At 29.6% G+C, this 18,344-nt stretch carries 25 protein-coding genes; 4 read left to right on the forward strand and 21 right to left on the reverse strand.

The annotated features are described in order from the left end of the window. Positions 1–5 precede the first annotated feature (5 nt). From G9F71_RS24525 to yedF, 8 genes are all read right to left on the reverse strand, one after another. A complete protein-coding gene (locus tag G9F71_RS24525; protein ID WP_207712056.1) occupies positions 6–1,025 on the reverse strand; it encodes a YybS family protein in 1,020 nt (339 codons plus the stop codon). A 3-nt stretch (positions 1,026–1,028) separates the two neighbouring features. Further along, positions 1,029–1,343, reverse strand: coding sequence for a MazG-like family protein (locus G9F71_RS24530; RefSeq protein ID WP_124998803.1), 315 nt, complete (start codon positions 1,341–1,343; stop codon positions 1,029–1,031). Between the two features lie 291 nt (positions 1,344–1,634). Continuing rightward, positions 1,635–1,898, reverse strand: a complete 264-nt coding sequence (gene rpsR / locus G9F71_RS24535) for a 30S ribosomal protein S18 (protein WP_372481131.1) — start codon at positions 1,896–1,898, stop codon at positions 1,635–1,637. Positions 1,899–1,928: 30 nt separating this feature from the next. Next, positions 1,929–2,369, reverse strand: coding sequence for a single-stranded DNA-binding protein (locus G9F71_RS24540; RefSeq protein ID WP_124998807.1), 441 nt, complete (start codon positions 2,367–2,369; stop codon positions 1,929–1,931). 11 nt (positions 2,370–2,380) lie between these two features. Next, positions 2,381–2,668: a 30S ribosomal protein S6 gene (rpsF, locus tag G9F71_RS24545; protein WP_124998809.1), complete on the reverse strand. Its 288-nt coding sequence runs from the start codon at positions 2,666–2,668 to the stop codon at positions 2,381–2,383. Between the two features lie 92 nt (positions 2,669–2,760). Further along, positions 2,761–2,964: a DUF951 domain-containing protein gene (locus tag G9F71_RS24550; protein ID WP_253199404.1), complete on the reverse strand. Its 204-nt coding sequence runs from the start codon at positions 2,962–2,964 to the stop codon at positions 2,761–2,763. Between the two features lie 15 nt (positions 2,965–2,979). Continuing rightward, positions 2,980–3,231: a DUF3343 domain-containing protein gene (locus tag G9F71_RS24555; protein WP_164949271.1), complete on the reverse strand. Its 252-nt coding sequence runs from the start codon at positions 3,229–3,231 to the stop codon at positions 2,980–2,982. Positions 3,232–3,251: 20 nt separating this feature from the next. Beyond that, complete coding sequence (gene yedF / locus G9F71_RS24560; protein ID WP_164949270.1) at positions 3,252–3,836, reverse strand: sulfurtransferase-like selenium metabolism protein YedF; 585 nt, start codon at positions 3,834–3,836, stop codon at positions 3,252–3,254. Between the two features lie 370 nt (positions 3,837–4,206). Between yedF and G9F71_RS24565 the strand changes: the two genes are divergently transcribed. From G9F71_RS24565 to yyaC, 3 genes are read left to right on the forward strand one after another with little or no spacing between them, the layout of a single operon-like run. Next, a complete protein-coding gene (locus G9F71_RS24565; RefSeq protein WP_164949269.1) occupies positions 4,207–5,361 on the forward strand; it encodes an aminotransferase class V-fold PLP-dependent enzyme in 1,155 nt (384 codons plus the stop codon). Positions 5,362–5,370: 9 nt separating this feature from the next. Then, on the forward strand, positions 5,371–6,423 hold the full coding sequence (gene ytvI, locus G9F71_RS24570) for a sporulation integral membrane protein YtvI (protein WP_164949268.1): 1,053 nt from the start codon (positions 5,371–5,373) through the stop codon (positions 6,421–6,423). 47 nt (positions 6,424–6,470) lie between these two features. Next, a complete protein-coding gene (gene yyaC / locus G9F71_RS24575; protein ID WP_164949267.1) occupies positions 6,471–7,073 on the forward strand; it encodes a spore protease YyaC in 603 nt (200 codons plus the stop codon). Between the two features lie 269 nt (positions 7,074–7,342). Here yyaC and G9F71_RS24580 read toward each other — a convergent pair whose 3' ends face one another. The 13 genes from G9F71_RS24580 to rpmH form a co-directional block, all read right to left on the reverse strand. Further along, entirely contained in the window at positions 7,343–7,600 is a 258-nt protein-coding gene (locus tag G9F71_RS24580; RefSeq protein WP_164945966.1) for a YkuS family protein, read from the reverse strand. Between the two features lie 77 nt (positions 7,601–7,677). Then, the gene (locus tag G9F71_RS24585; protein WP_164949266.1) at positions 7,678–8,184 is read right to left on the reverse strand and encodes a DUF4446 family protein; all 507 of its coding nucleotides are present in this window, start codon (positions 8,182–8,184) and stop codon (positions 7,678–7,680) included. A gap of 39 nt (positions 8,185–8,223) precedes the next feature. After that, on the reverse strand, positions 8,224–9,072 hold the full coding sequence (locus tag G9F71_RS24590; protein WP_164949265.1) for a ParB/RepB/Spo0J family partition protein: 849 nt from the start codon (positions 9,070–9,072) through the stop codon (positions 8,224–8,226). A 6-nt stretch (positions 9,073–9,078) separates the two neighbouring features. Further along, positions 9,079–9,846: a ParA family protein gene (locus G9F71_RS24595; RefSeq protein WP_124998828.1), complete on the reverse strand. Its 768-nt coding sequence runs from the start codon at positions 9,844–9,846 to the stop codon at positions 9,079–9,081. Between the two features lie 228 nt (positions 9,847–10,074). Further along, complete coding sequence (noc, locus tag G9F71_RS24600) at positions 10,075–10,854, reverse strand: nucleoid occlusion protein (protein ID WP_124998830.1); 780 nt, start codon at positions 10,852–10,854, stop codon at positions 10,075–10,077. Positions 10,855–11,090: 236 nt separating this feature from the next. Next, positions 11,091–11,810 (reverse strand): 16S rRNA (guanine(527)-N(7))-methyltransferase RsmG, encoded by a 720-nt coding sequence (gene rsmG, locus G9F71_RS24605; protein WP_164949264.1) that lies wholly within the window; start codon positions 11,808–11,810, stop codon positions 11,091–11,093. A gap of 14 nt (positions 11,811–11,824) precedes the next feature. Then, positions 11,825–13,714 carry a tRNA uridine-5-carboxymethylaminomethyl(34) synthesis enzyme MnmG gene (gene mnmG / locus G9F71_RS24610; RefSeq protein ID WP_164949263.1) on the reverse strand — a complete coding sequence of 630 codons (1,890 nt, stop codon included), beginning with the start codon at positions 13,712–13,714 and terminating at the stop codon, positions 11,825–11,827. Between the two features lie 8 nt (positions 13,715–13,722). Beyond that, positions 13,723–15,099 (reverse strand): tRNA uridine-5-carboxymethylaminomethyl(34) synthesis GTPase MnmE, encoded by a 1,377-nt coding sequence (mnmE, locus tag G9F71_RS24615; RefSeq protein ID WP_164949262.1) that lies wholly within the window; start codon positions 15,097–15,099, stop codon positions 13,723–13,725. A 264-nt stretch (positions 15,100–15,363) separates the two neighbouring features. Then, positions 15,364–15,990: an RNA-binding cell elongation regulator Jag/EloR gene (jag, locus tag G9F71_RS24620; RefSeq protein ID WP_164945973.1), complete on the reverse strand. Its 627-nt coding sequence runs from the start codon at positions 15,988–15,990 to the stop codon at positions 15,364–15,366. Positions 15,991–16,036: 46 nt separating this feature from the next. Further along, positions 16,037–16,714, reverse strand: a complete 678-nt coding sequence (gene yidC, locus G9F71_RS24625) for a membrane protein insertase YidC (RefSeq protein WP_164949261.1) — start codon at positions 16,712–16,714, stop codon at positions 16,037–16,039. A 20-nt stretch (positions 16,715–16,734) separates the two neighbouring features. Next, complete coding sequence (gene yidD / locus G9F71_RS24630; RefSeq protein ID WP_124998842.1) at positions 16,735–16,944, reverse strand: membrane protein insertion efficiency factor YidD; 210 nt, start codon at positions 16,942–16,944, stop codon at positions 16,735–16,737. After that, positions 16,916–17,287 carry a ribonuclease P protein component gene (gene rnpA / locus G9F71_RS24635; protein ID WP_124998844.1) on the reverse strand — a complete coding sequence of 124 codons (372 nt, stop codon included), beginning with the start codon at positions 17,285–17,287 and terminating at the stop codon, positions 16,916–16,918. The genes yidD and rnpA overlap by 29 nt, the downstream gene beginning before the upstream one ends. A 52-nt stretch (positions 17,288–17,339) precedes the next feature. Beyond that, the gene (gene rpmH, locus G9F71_RS24640; protein WP_071614800.1) at positions 17,340–17,474 is read right to left on the reverse strand and encodes a 50S ribosomal protein L34; all 135 of its coding nucleotides are present in this window, start codon (positions 17,472–17,474) and stop codon (positions 17,340–17,342) included. 546 nt (positions 17,475–18,020) lie between these two features. On the opposite strand from rpmH, the gene G9F71_RS24645 reads away from it, so the two are divergent. After that, the coding region (locus G9F71_RS24645; protein WP_318011099.1) for a DnaA N-terminal domain-containing protein at positions 18,021–18,344 on the forward strand (324 nt) is incomplete at its 3' end.

An 18,344-nucleotide genomic window follows, 5' to 3' on the forward strand; every position in this document is an offset into this window, starting at 1 on the left:
CCCAATTATTTTCTTTTAATTCTGTATGGGTCAAGCCTTCTAAAATCAAAAGCCATTTCCATGAGTCCTATTGAAAAGTAAATATTACCTAGAGACGAAATTGTTGTTAACCCTATAATTATTGCTACTACTGGCTTTGATAAATTTCTTTTAACCCTAAAAAAATACACACTTGCAGCCAGACCATTTATCATAAATACATACTGCGTAATAAGTTGAGATGCATTTAGTATATAATCCCCGCCAACTATTTTTTTTGATGAAAGTATTATTCCTATACATACTATGCCTATTAGTATGGCTCCTACTATGTTAGAAACATAGACTCTGCTAAAAGGTAATACCTCCTGCATTTTATAATTCAGCTTGCTTAATATTGCTCTAGACACTATATAATTCAAATACGCTGATATAAAAGCTAAAATTAAAATACACGCAGGTATTACTACCAAAACTAGCATAACATCCATTTTTTTTATCATTTCATAGTTTTCATCTAAAAGCTTTAACTGTTTCGGAGTTATTCCTGCTTGCATATAAATTGTTTTTAATTGATCCAAGGAAATCCTCATTGATTGTTTCATAAACTCTAATTTATTGGTAATAAAATTCATAAAACTTACTTTTTCTATAAATAGCAATGAAAAAGCCAGGGTTAATACATTAGATATTGCAGAAGCAACAGCTAAAAATAATAATGTTATAGATGATTTTTTGTTTTTCTTAACACAATAACCAAGTGCAATACCAACAATGCCACAAACTATAGCTGAACGTATTGCTATTATTGGATTATATACTAAGGATGTTAAAATTATACTGAGTAATATAGCAGTGAGTGTTATTTTACTGTTATGCCTTATATAGAGTATTGCAACTGGGATTGGTAATAATAATGTTCCTATAAATGCTACAAATGGCAAATATCCTATTATAATCATTATTATTGAAATTATAACAGCCATAAGTGAAGCTTCCACCATTGCCTTTGTACTATAATCCTTATTCTTCATTTTTTTCTCCATCACTTATCTTCCTTTTATGTGTATATATAGTCTACTTAGATCTTTTCCATCTTTTTCTATGTTATCTCCTTCAACTATACCTACCTTTAGTTTCTTTTTCATACTTTCGTCCACAGCTACATTAGAATATCCTAGCCTTTCAGCTAATATATATAAAAGTATTATTGCCCCTGAAATACAATCTAGTATAGCGTCTTGAGCAACATTACTTCCTTTACTTAGCAATTTGAAGAAATCACCTATTATACATAGTAGCTCAGCCTTCAAACTTTCAATTAGCTTAACATTAGACATTATATTAAAATCATCTCTTTTCATAGTATATCATCTCCCCCTGTAGGCTTATGCGTATAACTCTATTTTAGTTATTTTTGTAGGATTATGCAACTAAAGTTTATTTATATATATGGATATATAATCTAAAATAGGCAATCTAATATTTAATAATTTTAAATATTTACATTTTATGGGTTGTAATTACAAGTATACTACAAATCACAGCCAATCATATATATTTAAAAATTTATATTTCTATTATTCACTGAAATTTTTATTTTTATTTTAAAAAAATAAAAGCAGCTACCGTAAGGCGCTGCTTTCAGTCATTTACTACTCAGTAGTAAATGGTAGTAATGCTATATTTCTTGCTCTTTTTATAGATACAGTAAGCATTCTTTGATGTTTTGCACAGTTTCCAGAAATTCTTCTAGGAAGAATCTTTCCTCTTTCTGTAACATACTTTCTCAATTTGTTTATATCTTTATAATCAATTGCAGTTGCTTTATCCATACAGAAAGCACAAACTTTTCTTTTCATTCTCTTTCTGTTTCCACCAGCAGCACTTCCGCCACTGCTTCTTTTACGCTCGTTCATAGCCATTAATTTTTTCCTCCTTACCTAATATTAGAATGGGATGTCTCCATCATCAATTGGTGTTATATCGCTAGCACCGCCAAAATCTTTAGATCCAGCATTTGATTCGCCATTATAGCCACCTTGATTAGTATTCGTTTCTGATGCTTTATTGCCTCCCCATTCGAGGAAACCAACTTCATCAGCAATCACTTCAGTAACATATCTTTTATTACCGTCTTTAGCTTCATAATTTCTAGTTTGAATGTTTCCAGAAACGCTTATAAGTTTACCTTTACTCATATAATTAGCAGTAGCTTCCGCTTGCTTGCCAAATACAACTACAGGTATAAAATCAGCTTCTGGTTGACCTTCTCGCTTAAATCTTCTATTAACGGCTACAGTAAAAGTGGCTACAGCTGTTCCTGTTCCTTGAGCAAATTTAAGCTCAGGATCTTTTGTTAATCTACCAACTAAAACAACTTTATTCATAAAAGCACCACCTATTTTTCTGGATTTATTATGATATGTCTTATAACACTGTCAGTAATTCTGAATACTCTATCTAATTCTTTCGGTAATTCAGGATTTGAATTGAAATTGATTAATGTATAGTGGCCTTCGCCAACTTTTTGTATTTCGTAAGCTAACTTTCTCTTACCCCACGCATCAATATTTTCAATTACTCCACCATTATTTTCTATTACACCTTTAAACTTTTCAACGTTAGCTTTAACAGCTTCTTCGTCTAATGAAGGATGTAATATGAATATAGTTTCATACTTTCTCATTAATTTCACCTCCTCCCCTCGGACTAACGGCTGCGCATTGCACAGCAGGGATTACCCAATAGATTATATCACTTAATTATACAAAAATCAAGTTATAATTTTGTAGTAATTACATTTTCTTTTATAACTTTCTTTACTCCAGAATCAAATTTAATCCTTGGAAGCATAACTAGCCTTCCACAACCTAAACATTTTATTTTTATATCTGCACCCAACCTTACTATTTCCCAGTTCTTGCTACCACAAGGGTGTGTCTTTTTCATTTCAACAATATCACCTAAATTAAATACCTTCATTATGCATCCCACCTTCTACATTGTCATAACTTTTACACTTTCTCCATCGCAAGCGAAAATTTCTTTTACTTTTATATTTTCTGAATTTATAAGTTTAATTATACTTTGAATGTTTTCCTCGTCTATTTTTAAACTAATCCCACAACTTTTAGTTATATAAGTAGGCGTAGGAATAACTACTACCTTTATCTTTTCATTTATAGTTTCTCTTTCTGCTTTCATAGCTTCATGTGTATTTTGAAATGTTACTACATAATATTTACTCATATTTTTACCCTACCCCCTACTTAAAGTTTGATAGTTTTATCTGCACTATTCATTAACTGTACAATAGTGTACATGTTAGATATTTCTCCAACTGAAAGCTTATCCTTTATATTATAAAAATCAAGACAAACTCCACAAACTAACATATTTGCTCCTCTACTAACTAATTTCTCTAAGCTGTCCAGCACTTTTGAACCATCTGCGGTAAGTTTTACCCCTCCATTAATAAAAAGTATATCATTAGGTATTACATCCGCTTCTGATAATGCAAATATGTAGCTTTTCATAAGTATAGCTCCCAGTTCATCATCTCCTAGTCCTAACTTATCAGTAGATACTACCAATGTAAATTTTTTATTTTCATTTGCTTTTTCACTTGCTTTTTCACATTTTTCTTTAGTTATTTTTATAAAATACAATTCTTCTTTTTCTTCTACAATACTCTCATATCCACTACTGCCTGCTAATTTTACTATATTGTTTTTAGCAACTAAATTATCCACAATGACTGTACCTTCTCCACTTTGGATTGAATCAAAATATTTTTTTGTTTTAACCACTGGAATTGGACATAGTAACCCCTTACAATCTATTATATTATTCATATTATTTCCGTTCTAAGTTGTTTTTTAGAAAACTAACCTAAAACTGTCACACCCCTTTCTTGTTAAATCATTATTTCCCTTATGAAATGTCTTTAAAACTATTGATCTCATATACATTTAAAGAACTTTAGCTTATAATATTGTATTATATGTTAATATTGAAATAAGTAATTATAATGTACAAATCACTAGTTTTTTTATCTTATAAATAGTTTATATTTTGTTCTTAAGCTAATGCTATTATAAACTATTTACGCTTTTAATTATATCAAAACAAAATTTAACTTGTTATTGATAATATTAATAGATGTTGCATCTTCTATAGAATGTGACAATGCTATTATTTTATTTTATAAAATTGGAGGAAACCATGAAAATATATTTAGATAACGCAGCCACTACATTTCCTAAACCACCGGAAGTTTATACTTCCATGATGAATTATATGACAAACATAGGAACAAACCCAGGAAGAGGTGCATCCACCGCTTCTCTTGCAGGAAATAAAGTTATTTTAAATTGTAGATATGCATTAATGGATTTTTTTCACTTTGATAAAGTTGAAAATGTAATTTTTACACCAAATATTACAACTTCCCTTAATACTCTTATAAAATCCGTTGTAAAGCAGGGATGGCATGTAATAACCTCCTCAATGGATCATAATGCTACCTTGAGACCCTTAAACTCACTTTGTCAAAAAGGTATTATAGAACTGGACATTGTTCCTTGTTCAAAAGAAGGATTAATAAATATAGATGATTTTATAAATGCAATTAAACCTAATACAAAACTAGTAGTTCTGTCTCATGCCTCTAATATTATTGGCACAATTCAACCACTAGAAGCTATAGGTAAAATATGCAAGGAAAAGGGTATTTATTTTGTTATAGATGCTGCTCAAACTGCCGGAGTGTTACCCTTAGATTTCTATAAACTAAATTGTAATGCACTAGCTTTTACAGGCCATAAAAGTTTATTGGGGCCTCAAGGTATAGGTGGCTTCTTAATTGACGATAATTTAAATAAACAGTGTAGTACATTTATAGAAGGTGGCACTGGTAGTCTTTCATCTAGTATTATTCAACCAGACTTTTTACCTGATAAATTTGAAAGCGGGACTTTAAATGGACCAGGAGTAGCAGGGCTTTTAGAAGGACTTAATTTTATTAATACCCAAGGCCTTGACACTATTCGTGAGCATGAAGAATATCTATGTGAAAATTTTATAAGTGGCTTATTAAATATAAACTCTATTGAAGTTTATGGTTTAAGAGACAGTACTAAGCGAGTGGCCGCAATCTCTGTTAATTCTACAAAAATCGACAATTCTGAATTAGGATTTATCCTAGATACGCAGTATGGAATTACAACAAGAACTGGCCTTCATTGTGCACCACTAGCTCATGAAACCGTTGGCACATATCCAACTGGCTCCTTAAGATTTGGCATTGGACCTTTTAACGATATTAAAGACATTAATTATACTCTGAGCTCTCTCAATTCTATTATTAGAAAGGTGTGATTTTTTCAATTGGAAAATATCCTAAAAAAAGTTGATAAATTAACTGTGTTTTTTGTTTTATATACATTTGTTTTTGTAATCTTTTTTGGAACTATAGGATATACTCTGCCCTTTGTATTAGCTCTTATTTTAGCTTCACTGCTTAAAATACCAACAAAATTTTTGATGAGAAAATTCAAAATTAAAAGCACTATAGCTTCAATAATTACTACTACCGTATTCTTCGCAGTAATTATTGTATTGTTATCTTTAATAATAACCACCATAACTTCAGAAACAATACAACTGGTCAAAAATATTCAATCTTATTTCTCTGTTAACAAAAATAATATACTAGATTTTTTTAGTAATTTACAAAATTATTATAAAAATTTAGATCCCAGTATTATCAGTAATATTGAGTCAAATATTTCTAACTATATAACCAAAACTATAAATATTAGTATGAATGCGTCAACAAAAATATTTTCCATAACCCTAAGTTTTATGTCTACTATACCTTATACTTTAATGGTTTTATTATTTACCTTACTTACTACATATTTTTTTACAAAAGATTTATCATCTTCTAGTAATAAAATATTTGATTTAATTCCTAACAAAAATGGAGATAGAATACACTATATATTTGATGAATCAAAAAAAATGTTTAAAAATTATTTGTTATCTTACTTACTTATAATCACTATAACATTTTTAGAAACCTTAGTTGTTTTTTTAGTTTTCAAAGTTAAGTATGCTGTAACCCTGAGCATATTATGTGGAATATTTGATTTACTTCCCATTTTCGGTATAGGTGCTATATATATCCCTTTAATAATAATATTTTTTATATCTGGAAATTATATAGCAGGTTTAGGTCTTTTAATATCTTATGTAATTATAACCATAGTAAGACAAATTATAGAACCTAAAATAGTTTCATCATCACTAGGTATTAATCCAGTTGCAGTTCTTGCATCTATATTTATAGGATTAAAGGCCAATGGTCTTATTGGCATGTTGTTTTGTATGTTTTTAGTAGTTTTTTACAATATATTAAAAAAAGTTGAAGTTTTATAGAATAAAAAACCTCCTACATGGATAAAATCCAAATAGGAGGTTTTTTTATGGTAGATAAAGTAATTTTAGATTCAATGTCCCGTGATTGTACTTTTAAGTTAAGAGATACTATAAGTCAATATATTTTTCCCATAGCTAAATGCTCACGTCCTATTGTAGTTTTATGTATTGGAACCGACAGATCTACTGGTGATAGTTTAGGACCGCTAGTTGGAAACAAACTTAAATTTTTAGTTAGAAATAAAATTCATATTTACGGTAGTCTCGAGTGCCCAGTACACGCAAAAAATTTATGCGAAATAATTGATGAAATTAGCTATACCTATACCGACCCCTACGTTATTGCAATTGATGCTTGCCTTGGAAGTTTACAAAATGTAGGAAAAATTATTGTTGAAGAAAAACCATTGTCTCCAGGTGCTGCTATGAATAAAGATTTACCTAAAGTAGGTAATCTAAGTATAACCGGAGTTGTAAATATATCTGGAGCCCTTGAATTTATGGTTCTTCAAAATACAAGATTGTACACAGTAATGATGCTTGCAGATGCTATTGCAAATGGTTTATATCATTCAATACTCAAAACTGTTGGAGGAAGAAAATTCGATTCTAATTATGATGATTTCAACATAAAAGATGTTGAAGGTTAATTTGTGCATCTAAAAATACTGATAGATTAGAGATGCAATTCTATTTTCATATTCCTCAAGCTTATTAATGTAATTTATAGTTTTTAAAATAAAAAACAAATATAAAATCTAAAACATGTTTTAACAACATCTTAGAAAATTATATTTGTTTTTTATTTGTTTCATATGAAATTAAAATACTAATGCATTTTCATATACCCAAAGATGCTTTTGCATGAGGTTTGTACATGGCTTTCATAGAATCTAAAAATATATTAAAGAGTAATTTTTTAAAATAATGAATTATATACTCTGTTACACAATATATATTCTATTTCATCAATAGTTTTACTTCCACTATCTATAATTAAGGTTCCTTCTCTTCGTATATTATTTTGCATATTTAAATTTATAAGTCCACCATCTTTAAGCTTACATATTATTGCATCACAGCTAGAATTATTTTCTCTATTATTTATCACAGTATATCCCCTTTTAATTAGTTCATCCTGTAAATATTCAAGTTCTTGTGAAATACATATTACCATAAAAAACCCCTTTGTTTTTAGTATGCCACAAAAAAGATTTTTTATTATTAAATTTCAAATAAAAACACTACAATTTTTTATTTATTTTTTGAGCTAACGGCATCTTTTAACACCTTATTTTCTTCCTCGGATAAATCATACCTAGATATTCCTTTATCTATAGGTTTAGCATAAGTTGTACTCTCGTTTCTACCATAAATACTTGTTAATACAACACCATTATTGTTTCCATCTAAGAGTGCTATAGAGTAACTTAAATCGCTCCCAACATCATCAAAAGCCCTATATCTTACTATTGAGGTCTTTTGAATGCAGGTTTTTAGTTCTCCATTTATTTCTTCATACATTTGTTTCATGAGCATATTTTCTTCTTTAACCCCATCAATTTTATCCAAATAAGATATAACCATATCTTCTAGATTTTTATTATTTACACCCCTCATTAATTTCCTGTATTTAGTTTCTAATCTATTTAAAGATACATAGGTTGTTATAATTATTACGATTAATATAAGCACAAGAATTATAAGCGCTAATGTTATATATATATGTGAACTATTTATAAAACTGAATATACTTTGCATTATGAATTACATCCTCTCCATTATGTTTCACGTGAAACATTATATATTAAAAACTTCTAAAATTCTTTCAAAATCCTCTTCTGAGTAATATTCAATTTCTATTTTACCCTTGTTTTTATTTTTAGAATTTATAAAAACTTTAGTACCAAATCTATTTTCTAATTTATTCATTATATCTTTATAATATATATTGTTTTCACTTTTTACTACTTTTTCTTTTTTTTCATTTTCAAAGTTTTTTACTAACTTTTCTGTTTCTCTCACTGAAAGGCTGTCATCTATAACCATTTGCGCAATTCCATATTGAATTTCCTTATCACTTATCCCAAGGATAGCCCTTCCATGACCCTCAGAAATAACTCCATCTATTATATAATCTTGAACTCTTTCATCCAAATTTAATAATCTCATGCAATTTGTTATAGCTGTTCTTGATTTACATACCTTTTTACTTATTTCTTCTTGAGTAAGGTTAAAATCTACCAATAATCTTTTATAAGCTAGAGCTTCTTCTATAGGATTTAGATCTTCTCTTTGAATATTTTCTATTAATGATATTTCTAATACTTCTTTATTTTCTATATTCATAATAATTGCAGGTATTTCCACAAGTCCAATGCTTTTAGCAGCTCTGAATCGTCTTTCACCCGCTATAACTGTATATGTATCATTTTCTCTATTTAATATAATAGGCTGAATGACTCCATGTTCTTTTATAGATTGTGCCAGTTCTGATATTTTTTCAGGGTCAAAACTTTTTCTTGGTTGATCTTTATTAGCTTTAATCAAATTCATAGATATCTTAAGTACTGTGGAACCCTCCGCCATAATTTCTTCTTCTGGTATTAAAGCCCCTAGTCCTTTACCTAACCCAAATTTTTTGTTCAATTTATATCATCTCCTTTGCCTTTCTAAAAATTCATTTGCTAATTGTTCGTAAGCTTCTGCACCTTTACATTTATCATCATACAACATAATTGGAAGTCCAAAACTTGGTGCTTCAGCAAGTCTTATATTTCTTGGTATTGTGGTTTTGTAAACTTTGTCATTAAAATATTTTTTAACTTCTGACACAACTTCATTACATAGTTTAGTTCTATTATCATACATACTAAGAATTATACCCTGAATCTCCAGATTTTTATTTAAAGATTTTTTAACTAATTGAATTGTATTTACTAATTGTCCAACACCTTCTAAAGCATAAAATTCACATTGAATAGGTGTAAGCACGCTAGTTGAAGCCGTAAGTGCATTTATAGTTAAAATCCCTAGTGAAGGTGGACAGTCTATAAAGATAAAATCGAATTCACCTTCAATTTCTTTAAGTTTTTCTTTTAGTATGTTTTCACGGTTGCTTCTATTTATCAATTCCACTTCCGCACCTGCAAGTTCCATTTTTGATGGTACTAAATACAAATTATTTATTAGCTCGCATTCTTTTATAGTATCCCTTATAGAAATATCTGATGTTAACAAATCATATGTTGATAGATTTATTTTTTTCTTGTCAAATCCGAGTCCACTTGTGGTATTTCCCTGTGGATCAATGTCTATTGTTAAAATCTTTTTTCCTTGCAGAGCCAAATAAGAACATAAGTTGATGTTTGTAGTAGTTTTACCTACTCCTCCCTTTTGGTTGAAAATACATATTGTTTCCATGACTACACCTACCCTCCATAATATTATTCCTTCTTATACAATTTACACTTAAAAAATAAAGCTTGATATTGTACTTGTTCTTATTATTTACTACAATGTCCCTATGTTAATTTTACCATATAATTTATTATATATTTATGTTAAGTATATTAATAGTATTATTTTCAATATTTTTAAAAAAATAAAAAAAACAGAATGTTTCACGTGAAACATTCTGTTTTTTACAATCTATTTTTTAGGTATTCTTATTGTTACTTCTATACTATCTTCTAATTCTCTAGATTTATATTCTGCATTTATGCCATACTTATCGAAAACCTGTTTAATTGTATTTATATAAACTCTAGGTGCAAATATACCCTTGATTTTTTTCTTTCCATCAGCAGCTACTTCATCTCTGCATAGCTTTAATAATTCTTTTTCAATAAGTTCTTCTGTCTTTTTAACATTAAGTGATTTATTAACAACTACTTTAAGTACTTTCTTTTGAATATTTATATCAGGTAATTTGAGCAGTGCTCTAGCATGTCTCTCAGTAAGCTTATTTTCTATTAAACTATTTGTTATCTCCTTGTCCAACTTTAATAACCTTAATTTATTAGCTATGGTTGACTGTTTCTTTCCTATTATCTGTGCTAATTGCTCCTGTGTATAAGAGTGATCCTGAATAAGATTAAAGTAAGCAAATGCTTCTTCTAAAAAATTCAAATCTTCTCTTTGTAAATTTTCCAGTAGCGCAATTGCAGCAGAATCCTTATCTGTAATATCTATAATAATTACTGGTACTTCATTAAGTCCTATTTTTTTTGCTGCTCTTAATCTTCTTTCTCCTGCTACTAGCTCGTATCTGCTATCCCCGCTTTTTCTAACTGTTAAAGGTTGGATTATCCCATAAGCTTTTATTGACTGTGAAAGTTCTTCAATAGTTTCTTCATTAAAATGCTTTCGCGGCTGATAGACATTTGGAGAAATTAATTCTACAGATACATATTTTACATCATTTTGCATAATATACCATCCTTAAGTTTTTCCTTTTTCCTTTTCTTAACAATTCTCTATCTTTTCTTTATTTCCTTCTTTTTTTATTATTTTTCGTACGACAATTTATAGCAGTAATCATCACCTACAAAGATTCCTTCTGAAATGTCGTTAAATCATCTTCTTCGAAGCTGCAATATTAACGACTTCAGAAGGCTATTTAGACTCCTCTTATAGAACTAGGAGAGATTCCTTCTGAAATGTCGTTAAACCAGTGGGTTTTTAGTAACCATACCAGCTTTTCTAGGATACTTCTTATGAGTTTCTGCTATTTTACGTATTATTACTAAATTGTGGTTAAAATCACTATCTTCAATTTGTACCTTTTCTATATGTTCTATATGTCCACCTAGCATTCTAATTGCATTTTTGGAAGACTTAATTTCCTCTTCAACTGCTGGTCCCTTCATTGCAACAAAGTACCCACCAACCTTTACATAAGGTATGCAAAATTCACTAAGTACTGTTAAATTAGCAACAGCTCTTGAAACTGCTACATCAAATTTTTCTCTATATTGCTTTTCTTGTGCAAAATCTTCTGCTCTGCCGTGAATAGCTTTAATATTTTTTAATTGGAGTTCCTTAATTACCTCATTTAAAAAATTAATTCTCTTGTTTAGTGAATCTAATAAAACTATATTTATTTCAGGTTTTATTATCTTCATAGGGATACCTGGAAATCCTCCTCCAGTTCCTATATCTATGATATTTTTTGCACTTTTTAGCTCTTTAAACTTAAAAACTTTTATAGAATCAATGAAATGTTTTTTTACTATTTCTTCATCTTCTTTTATAGCAGTTAAATTTACTTTTTCATTCCACTCTTGTATGAGGTCTTTATATCTCATAAATTGCTCATACTTTTTTTCATTAAATTCCAGACCTTCATTATTACTAGATGTATTCATTATATCAAAGTATTTCATTCTTCACCCCCGAGTTATTCTTGCTTATTTCTAAGCCTATTCTGTTGTTCAAGGTATATCATTAAAACAGACATATCTGCAGGTGATACCCCTGATATTCTTGAAGCTTGCCCTATACTTTCAGGTTTAATTTTACCTAATTTTTGCATAGCCTCTATCCTTAATCCTTTTATATTGTCATAAATTATATCTTTTGATATAATTTTGTTTTCAAATTTCTTAAATTGGTGAATTTGCTCTAATTGTTTTTGGATATAACCCTCATATTTTGACACAATATTTACTTGTTGCTCTATATACTTATTTAATTTGGGCCTATCTGGATCTAATTTCTCAACTATATAATAATCAAGCTCCGGTCTTTTTATAAGCTCGTATAAACTAATAGGTTTTTTAAGTGGTGTTGAGTTACAAGAAATTAAGAATTCCTCAATTTCTTTTTTATTTGTAATTTGCAAATTTTTTATTCTGCTGAGTTCTTCCTCTAATTGCATTTTCTTTTTTTTGAATATTTCATATCTATCTACCTTAACAAGTCCCACAGTATACCCTATTTCAGTTAACCTTAAATCCGCGTTATCTTGTCTTAGAAGCAATCTATACTCCGCTCTTGAGGTCATCATCCTATATGGCTCATTAGTACCTTTAGTAACTAAATCATCAATTAAAACACCTATATATCCATCAGATCTTTTTAATATTAACGGATCCTTATTTTGAATAAAAAGAGCAGCATTAATTCCTGCTATAATACCCTGAGCTGCAGCCTCCTCATATCCCGAGCTACCATTTATTTGTCCTGCTGAAAATAAGCCAATCGTATTTTTAAATTCTAGTGAAAGTTTTAAATCCGTAGAATCTATACAATCATATTCTATAGCATAAGCAGTTCTCATAATTTCTACATTTTCAAGCCCTGGCACCGTTTTTAACACTTCAACCTGAATATCCTCTGGAAGTGAACTAGACATACCTTGAACATACATTTCCTCAGTACTCTCTCCCTCAGGTTCAATAAATATTTGGTGTCTTTCCTTGTCTGCAAATCTCATTACTTTATCTTCAATGGAAGGACAATATCTAGGACCTGTACTCACAATAGATCCATTATACAGAGGAGACCTATGGATATTTTTCTTAATTACATTATGAGTGTTCTCGTTTGTATAAGTTAAATAACAACATACCTGCTGCCTACTTATATCCCCACTAATAAATGAGAATGGTACTACATCTATATCTCCAGATTGCTCTTCCATTTTAGAAAAGTCCACAGACCTTTTATTTATTCTAGCCGGCGTTCCCGTTTTAAACCTTCGGAGCTCTATTCCTATTTCATCTAAAGATTTAGAAAGTTCATTAGCTGGCAGTAATCCACTAGGGCCTTCATCATAAGTACAATCTCCAATTATAACTTTTGATTTTAAATATGTTCCCGAAGCTATGATTACAGCCTTTGCTGTAAAATATGCACCATTTTTAGTAAGAACACCCACAACCTTTTCATTTTCAACATCTATAGATACTACTTCTAATTGTCTTAATTGTAAATTTTCTTGTTTTTCTAATACACTTTTCATTCTTTGTCCATATGCTTTTTTATCAGCTTGAGCCCTGAGTGAGAATACGGCAGGCCCCTTAGATGTGTTTAGCATTCTTGATTGTATATATGTATTATCAATATTTACTCCCATTTCTCCCCCAAGAGCATCTATTTCCCTTACTAAATGTCCTTTAGCTGTACCACCAATATTGGGGTTGCATGGCATTAAAGCCACGCTATCTAAGTTCATAGCACAAATCAAAGTCTTACTTCCTATTCTTGCAGCTGCTAGCGCTGCCTCACAACCAGCATGACCAGCTCCAATAACTACAACATCAAAATCTCCTGCAACATATTTCATATTTATCCCTACTTTCCTAAACAAAATTCTGAGAATATCTTATGTATAATATCTTCTTCTAGTGCTTCACCTGTAATCTCACCTAGATTAATCCATGCATTGCGTATATCAATAGATGCCAAATCTATAGCTGAGGTATATTCTAGTGCATTTAGTGATGACTCTAAATTTTCTTTTGCTCTTATTAGAGACTGCTTATGTCTATTATTTGTAACAAAAACTCCTTCAGTTTTAATTTCACCATTAAAGAATAAATCTTTTATATGTCCTTTAACTTGACTTAATCCTTCACCTGTTTTTGCTGAAATATTAGTTATATATTTTGACTTCAGACTTTGTAATTCACTCCTTTCTATTTTACCACCTAAATCACTTTTATTTAATAGTACAATATATTTTTTTTCTTTAATATATTCAATAATTTCTTCATCTTCATGAGTGAGTTTTTTACTCCAATCTAATATTAAGATAACTAGATCCGCCTCATCTATCTTTTCTTTTGATGTTTGTACTCCTATTTTTTCAACTATATCTTCTGTTTCACGAATTCCTGCCGTATCTACTATCTTAACTGGTATACCTTCAATACTTATATATTCTTCTATTGCATCCCTTGTTGTTCCTGGTACGTCTGTAACAATAGCTCTTTTTTCTTTAAGTAAGGCATTAAGAAGTGATGATTTACCTACATTAGGTTTTCCAACTATTACAGTACTTAAGCCTTCTCTTAGAATTTTTCCTTCATCTGCCGTACTGAGTAGTGTATCTATCTCACTTATTACTAAGGCAACGTCTTCAGTAACCATTCCTGCAGTTACTTCTTCAATATCCTCTTCTGGATAATCAACAGTTACCTCTATATTTGCAATTACGCTAAGTAATTTATTTCTTATTGTTTTTATTTCCCTGGAAATTGAACCTTCCGATTGCATAAGGGCTGACTTCATACTAAGCTCTGTTTTGGCTCTTATTATATCTATAACTGCCTCCGCTTGACTTAAGTCAATTCTACCATTTAAAAAGGCTCTTTTAGTAAATTCTCCGGGTTCTGCCATTCTTGCCCCAGCTCTAATAATTTCTTGTAATATTCTATTGGTTCCAACTACTCCACCATGGCAATTTACCTCAATAGTATCTTCTGCTGTAAAACTTTTAGGACCTTTCATATAGGAAATAATAACTTCATCAAGTTTACTAGCATTTTTATCAATAATATGGCCATATCTCATAGTGTAAGATTTAAAATCATGAAGCTTTCTATTATTTTTACCTACAAATATACTATCTATTATATCTATAGACTTATCACCAGATACTCTGATTATAGATATACCACCTTCTCCTATACTAGTTGCTATTGCAGCTATAGTATCAAATTCTTTCATTAAATATGACCTCCTAATTTTATGAGTATTTATTATTATATCCTTTTTAAATATATTATATCAAAGCAACCCCTATGGTTTTTATTACCTTATTATAAGTGTTTTTAATAATATTCGTAAAATTCAATGTTAAATCCTTACCTAACGGCGCTGCATTGTGGAATTTAAAATGTTAATCTTCCATAATATACTTATAATATAACTTTGAAACTTAAGAATATAATTAATATTACACTTAGTTTTGTGAATTTAAAAAGAAAGCCCTTAGGCTTTCTTTAAATCAACTACAACTCTTCTATAGGGTTCTTCACCTTCACTAAAGGTATAAATATATGAATCATTTTGAAGCGTAGAGTGTATTATTCTTCTCTCATAAGGATTCATAGGTTCAAGTTTTAATACTCTACCACTAACCCTTACCTTATAGGCGATTTTTGATGCAAGTCGTTTTAGTGTTTCTTCTCTTTTCGCTCTATAATTTTCAGTGTCTAATATTACTCTTTTATACTCTTCATCATGACTTTTGTTTACAACTAAACTTACAAGATACTGTAGTGAGTCTAGTGTTTCACCTCTGTATCCTATTAATAGTCCCATATTAGGTCCAATTAAGTCAATCCTAATTTCATTATTTTCATCTTTAAGATTTATTTCCGCTTTCATACTCATAGAATTCAATACTTCCGTTAAGAAATTTTTAGCTTCATATAAACTATCTCTTTTAACTGTAACTCTAATTTTAGCAGGTTTTACACCTATAATATTTAAAAATCCCTTACTACCTTCATCTATGGTTTCTACTTTCACTTTATCTCTTGTAACTTTTAATTCCTTCAGGGCATTACCGATTGCATCCTCTACATTCTTCCCCATCATTTCTATAATCTTCATACAGCACTACACCCGCCTTTCTCAATATAAAAATTAGGCAATTGGGTTAAATCTGTTTTTTTACAAGATCCGTTTTTCCAAGTTCCATCTTATTTATAACTAAAGTTTGGATTACTTGTAATACGTTATTTATTACCCAATATAATACTAATGCACCTTTCATTTTAATACCCATAACTCCCATCATAATAGCCATTCCGGTATTCATTGTTGAAGTTTGTTTAGATTGAGCACCACCAGCTGGTGGTTGCATAAGCTTTGATGAAAAATATGTTGTAATAGCAGATAATATTGGTAATATATAATAAGGGTCGGCCTTTGTTAAATCCGACATCCATAAAAATCCAGAACCTTGCATGTTTAGCTTTTGAAAAACAGCAAACAAGGCAAATAAAATAGGCATTTGAATAAGCATTGGTAAACAACCACCCATTGGATTTACTCCATTTTCTTTATAAAGCTTCATTACTTCTTGCTGGGACTTTTGTGGATCTTTTTTATATTTTTCTTGAACTTTCTTCATTTCTGGTTGAATTGCACCCATTTTAGCCGTTGATTTAGTTTGTTTAATACTTAACGGCAACAATAATATCCTTATTATAACTGTGAAAAGGATTATCGCAAGTCCAAATGATATATTATTGTTTGGTATAATCGTATGGACGCCACTATGTAAAAAGTAAAAGAACTTTTCAAGTGGAAGAGTTAAAAAATTTAAATTCAAATATAAAACCTCCCAAGTGGTTATTTAACTGGATCAAAGCCGCCCTTATTATAAGGGTGACATCTAAGTATTCTCTTTATTCCCATAATAGAGCCTTTTACTGCTCCATGCTTTTCAATAGCTTCTAAAGTATACTGAGAACATGTAGGGTAAAATATACAACAAGGCCTCTTAAGAGGTGATATATATTTTCTATAACTTTTAATACCCAGTATAAGTATTTTTTTCATTATTAATTAAACCTGCTTTCTTAAGCAAATTCTTCAAAGCATTCTCAACTTCTTTATAATTTTTACCGTTAGAAGGATTCCTTGCAATAAATACGAAATCATATCCTATCTTTAATCCCTCATTGTTAAGCCTATAGCTTTCACCGATAAGTCTTTTAACTCTACTTCGAGTTACACTTTTCCCAACCTTCTTACTTACAGATATTCCACATCTATTAATATCTTTGCCATTTCTATAGATATATAACACTAGTAGTAGGTTAGAAAAAGATTTTCCTCTTCTATATACTGTTCTAAATTCAGTATTCTTTCTAATTCTGTATTTCTTAACGTTAAAATTCATATTAGCCGCCCTCGTTTCCGCAAATTGCAGAAAAAGGCCACATTAGCGGCCCTTATGCTGTCAATCTTTTTCTACCTTTTTGTCTTCTTTTTTGAAGAATGTTTCTTCCAGAAGCGGTTTTCATTCTCTTTCTGAATCCGTGCTCTTTCTTTCTTTGTCTTTTCTTAGGTTGGTAAGTCATGAACATATCTACTACACCCCCTTCTTTCTAACCTTTAAATTATAACAATCATATTTCAATCGCATATTTATGGTTTTACTATTAGATTATATATTCACAACCTCACATTGTCAAGATAACCATTTTAAATAATATTGTTGATGTTTTTTATATTTATATGATTTTTTGTGGATAACTTCTTGAACACCTTGTTATTTTTTGATATTATATAAGAAAGAACTGTGAATAACCTATATATTAATAAAGTTATTCACAACTTGTGGACAAAATTGTGAATAACTACTATAATATTGTACTAAACTTGTTTTTACTTAACTATTTTTGGCTATATAAATGGATTTATTCATTATTCAATCTGTTAATATTTTTTTTTTATAATAGTTAACAACTTAATTGATATTAAAAATGTTAACATAGTTATTAACATGTGAATATTTTTAATGCTATTTATCAACAACACATAATGTATTTATTTTTTTGTTTATAACCCTGTTTGTACATTGTTTGTTTTTACATAAAAATATTTTTTTTATTTGAACTGGAGGGTAGTACATGAACACCCAAATTAAAGATATCTGGGAAAAAACCTTAAATATAATAAAAGGCGAGCTTACAGAAGTTAGTTTTAATACTTGGATCAAAAGTATAGAACCTATGGCCTTAGATAATAATACTTTTAAATTAGGTGTTCCTAATAATTTTACCAAAGACATTCTTGAAAATAGATATAAGGATTTAATAATGAATGCCGTTAAATTACTTACTTCTAAAACATATAAAATAGAATTCTTTATATTATCTGAAGAAGTAGCAGAAATTGAAACACCGAAATCAAAAAGAGAAGCAGAAAGAAATAACATAATAGTTAATGATGAA

This window comes from Clostridium sp. FP2 (assembly GCF_011065955.2).
GTDB lineage: Bacteria > Bacillota > Clostridia > Clostridiales > Clostridiaceae > Clostridium_AD > Clostridium_AD tagluense.

Excerpts from the sequence above, each read along its gene's own strand:
- G9F71_RS24525 (WP_207712056.1), bottom strand. The coding sequence starts at position 1,025 with ATGGAGAAAAAAATGAAGAATAAGGATTATAGTACAAAGGCAATGGTG.
- G9F71_RS24530 (WP_124998803.1), bottom strand. The coding sequence starts at position 1,343 with ATGAAAAGAGATGATTTTAATATAATGTCTAATGTTAAGCTAATTGAA.
- rpsR (WP_372481131.1), bottom strand. The coding sequence starts at position 1,898 with ATGAACGAGCGTAAAAGAAGCAGTGGCGGAAGTGCTGCTGGTGGAAAC.
- G9F71_RS24540 (WP_124998807.1), bottom strand. The coding sequence starts at position 2,369 with ATGAATAAAGTTGTTTTAGTTGGTAGATTAACAAAAGATCCTGAGCTT.
- rpsF (WP_124998809.1), bottom strand. The coding sequence starts at position 2,668 with ATGAGAAAGTATGAAACTATATTCATATTACATCCTTCATTAGACGAA.
- G9F71_RS24550 (WP_253199404.1), bottom strand. The coding sequence starts at position 2,964 with ATGAAGGTATTTAATTTAGGTGATATTGTTGAAATGAAAAAGACACAC.
- G9F71_RS24555 (WP_164949271.1), bottom strand. The coding sequence starts at position 3,231 with ATGAGTAAATATTATGTAGTAACATTTCAAAATACACATGAAGCTATG.
- yedF (WP_164949270.1), bottom strand. The coding sequence starts at position 3,836 with ATGAATAATATAATAGATTGTAAGGGGTTACTATGTCCAATTCCAGTG.
- G9F71_RS24565 (WP_164949269.1), top strand. The coding sequence starts at position 4,207 with ATGAAAATATATTTAGATAACGCAGCCACTACATTTCCTAAACCACCG.
- yyaC (WP_164949267.1), top strand. The coding sequence starts at position 6,471 with ATGGTAGATAAAGTAATTTTAGATTCAATGTCCCGTGATTGTACTTTT.
- G9F71_RS24580 (WP_164945966.1), bottom strand. The coding sequence starts at position 7,600 with ATGGTAATATGTATTTCACAAGAACTTGAATATTTACAGGATGAACTA.
- G9F71_RS24585 (WP_164949266.1), bottom strand. The coding sequence starts at position 8,184 with ATGCAAAGTATATTCAGTTTTATAAATAGTTCACATATATATATAACA.
- G9F71_RS24595 (WP_124998828.1), bottom strand. The coding sequence starts at position 9,846 with ATGGAAACAATATGTATTTTCAACCAAAAGGGAGGAGTAGGTAAAACT.
- noc (WP_124998830.1), bottom strand. The coding sequence starts at position 10,854 with ATGCAAAATGATGTAAAATATGTATCTGTAGAATTAATTTCTCCAAAT.
- rsmG (WP_164949264.1), bottom strand. The coding sequence starts at position 11,810 with ATGAAATACTTTGATATAATGAATACATCTAGTAATAATGAAGGTCTG.
- mnmG (WP_164949263.1), bottom strand. The coding sequence starts at position 13,714 with ATGAAATATGTTGCAGGAGATTTTGATGTTGTAGTTATTGGAGCTGGT.
- mnmE (WP_164949262.1), bottom strand. The coding sequence starts at position 15,099 with ATGAAAGAATTTGATACTATAGCTGCAATAGCAACTAGTATAGGAGAA.
- jag (WP_164945973.1), bottom strand. The coding sequence starts at position 15,990 with ATGAAGATTATAGAAATGATGGGGAAGAATGTAGAGGATGCAATCGGT.
- yidD (WP_124998842.1), bottom strand. The coding sequence starts at position 16,944 with ATGAAAAAAATACTTATACTGGGTATTAAAAGTTATAGAAAATATATA.
- rnpA (WP_124998844.1), bottom strand. The coding sequence starts at position 17,287 with ATGAATTTTAACGTTAAGAAATACAGAATTAGAAAGAATACTGAATTT.
- rpmH (WP_071614800.1), bottom strand. The coding sequence starts at position 17,474 with ATGTTCATGACTTACCAACCTAAGAAAAGACAAAGAAAGAAAGAGCAC.